Source organism: Streptomyces tricolor (assembly GCF_002155905.1).
GTDB classification, from domain to species: domain Bacteria; phylum Actinomycetota; class Actinomycetes; order Streptomycetales; family Streptomycetaceae; genus Streptomyces; species Streptomyces tricolor.
Genome location: NZ_MUMF01001049.1, coordinates 1 through 1,247, shown reverse-complemented (window position 1 = coordinate 1,247; position 1,247 = coordinate 1). Strand labels below are relative to the sequence as shown.

At 75.1% G+C, this 1,247-nt stretch carries 1 protein-coding gene and 1 pseudogene; one reads left to right on the top strand and one right to left on the bottom strand.

Going from position 1 to position 1,247, the window contains the following annotated elements; all coding sequences use genetic code 11:
* Positions 1-79: 79 nt before the first annotated feature.
* Positions 80-787, bottom strand: a complete 708-nt coding sequence (locus CCN44_RS42655; RefSeq protein WP_237481914.1) for a B3/B4 domain-containing protein — start codon at positions 785-787, stop codon at positions 80-82.
* Between the two features lie 229 nt (positions 788-1,016).
* Here CCN44_RS42655 and CCN44_RS42650 point away from each other — a divergent pair.
* Positions 1,017-1,247: pseudogene (locus tag CCN44_RS42650) on the top strand (methylenetetrahydrofolate reductase); the annotation flags it as partial.

Here is a 1,247-nt window from a genome sequence, read left to right as displayed (position 1 = left end):
GTATAAGAGACCGTCCGTACCCCGCCCCTCGTCCACGCCGCTCATGCTGTCACGCGCCGGTGCCCCCTGCGCCGGCCGGTCAATGGCCGAAGACGAACTCCGGGGCGGCCGGGGTGAGCACGGCCGTCGCCGTGGTGGCCGCCCAGTGCGCCGCCACCTCCTCCTCGACCGTCTTCAGCACCTCGGCCACGGTCTCCGCGCCGCCGTCGTGCATCGCCTCCGCCACCACCAGCACCCGCCCGGTGTGCGCGCCGACCGCCGAGTGCCCGCTCTGCCGGTGGGTCCAGCGGCGGGCGTGCGCCCGGCCGGCGGAGTCGACGAAGGTCACCTCGCCGGGCGCGGGACGCTCGACGCCACCGCCGAACGCGGTGTACGTCTCGTCCCCGCGAGCCGGCCGCACCTCCAGCAGCGGCCCGGTGATCCGGTCGACGTCGAGGACCGCCACCGGGACCGCGTACGCCACCGAGACGGCGTTGCACAGGTCCACCAGCGGATGGATGCGCGGCAGCGCCCCCTCCTTCCGCAGCCGGCGCAGCAGCGACTCCGAGGCGGACCGGTACTGCGTGGGCTTCACCCCCATCCGGCTGAAGGTCCGCCGCCAGGCCAGCACCTCGGGGAACTCGCCCTCGCTGGCCCGTGCCAGCCGGGCCACGGCCCGGTCGGTGTACCCGGCGGCCCGCCGCCGGGTGTCCGCGGGGGCGTCGACGCCGGCGGCGTACAGCACGCCCGCGGACAGCTCGGGGAACGCGGCCCACACCGGGTCCGCATGCCGGAATCGCACGGTCACGCCACCACCGCTCGGGCAGCCGGGTGCGACGACGAAACGCTCAAGAGGGCCTCCTCGGTGATCGGGAACACCACCCTGCCCCGCTCTTGGTCCGCAGGCCAGGGCCAAACAGGGGGCGGCCGACAGGTCCATAAACCGGCGGCCGGTGCCCCTGCCCGCGGGCCCCCGCGGCCCGCGTGGCATCATCGGCCGGGTCCGGGACGGCCGTACGAGGAGCACGAGAAGCACGATGAACCCCGCTCTGCAGGACGACCTGCTGGACGACTTCTCCCTGGAGATGACCGGCAAGGACGTGCCCGGCCTCGAGGCGGCGCGGGACAGCATCCCGCCGGGCACCCGGATCAACATCACCTTCCTGGCCGGCGAGGACACCGCCACCCGGCTGACCGCCGCCCGCGCGGTCAAGCGGCTCGGCTTCGTCCCCGTACCGCACATCTCCGCGCGCCGCCTGCCCTCCCGG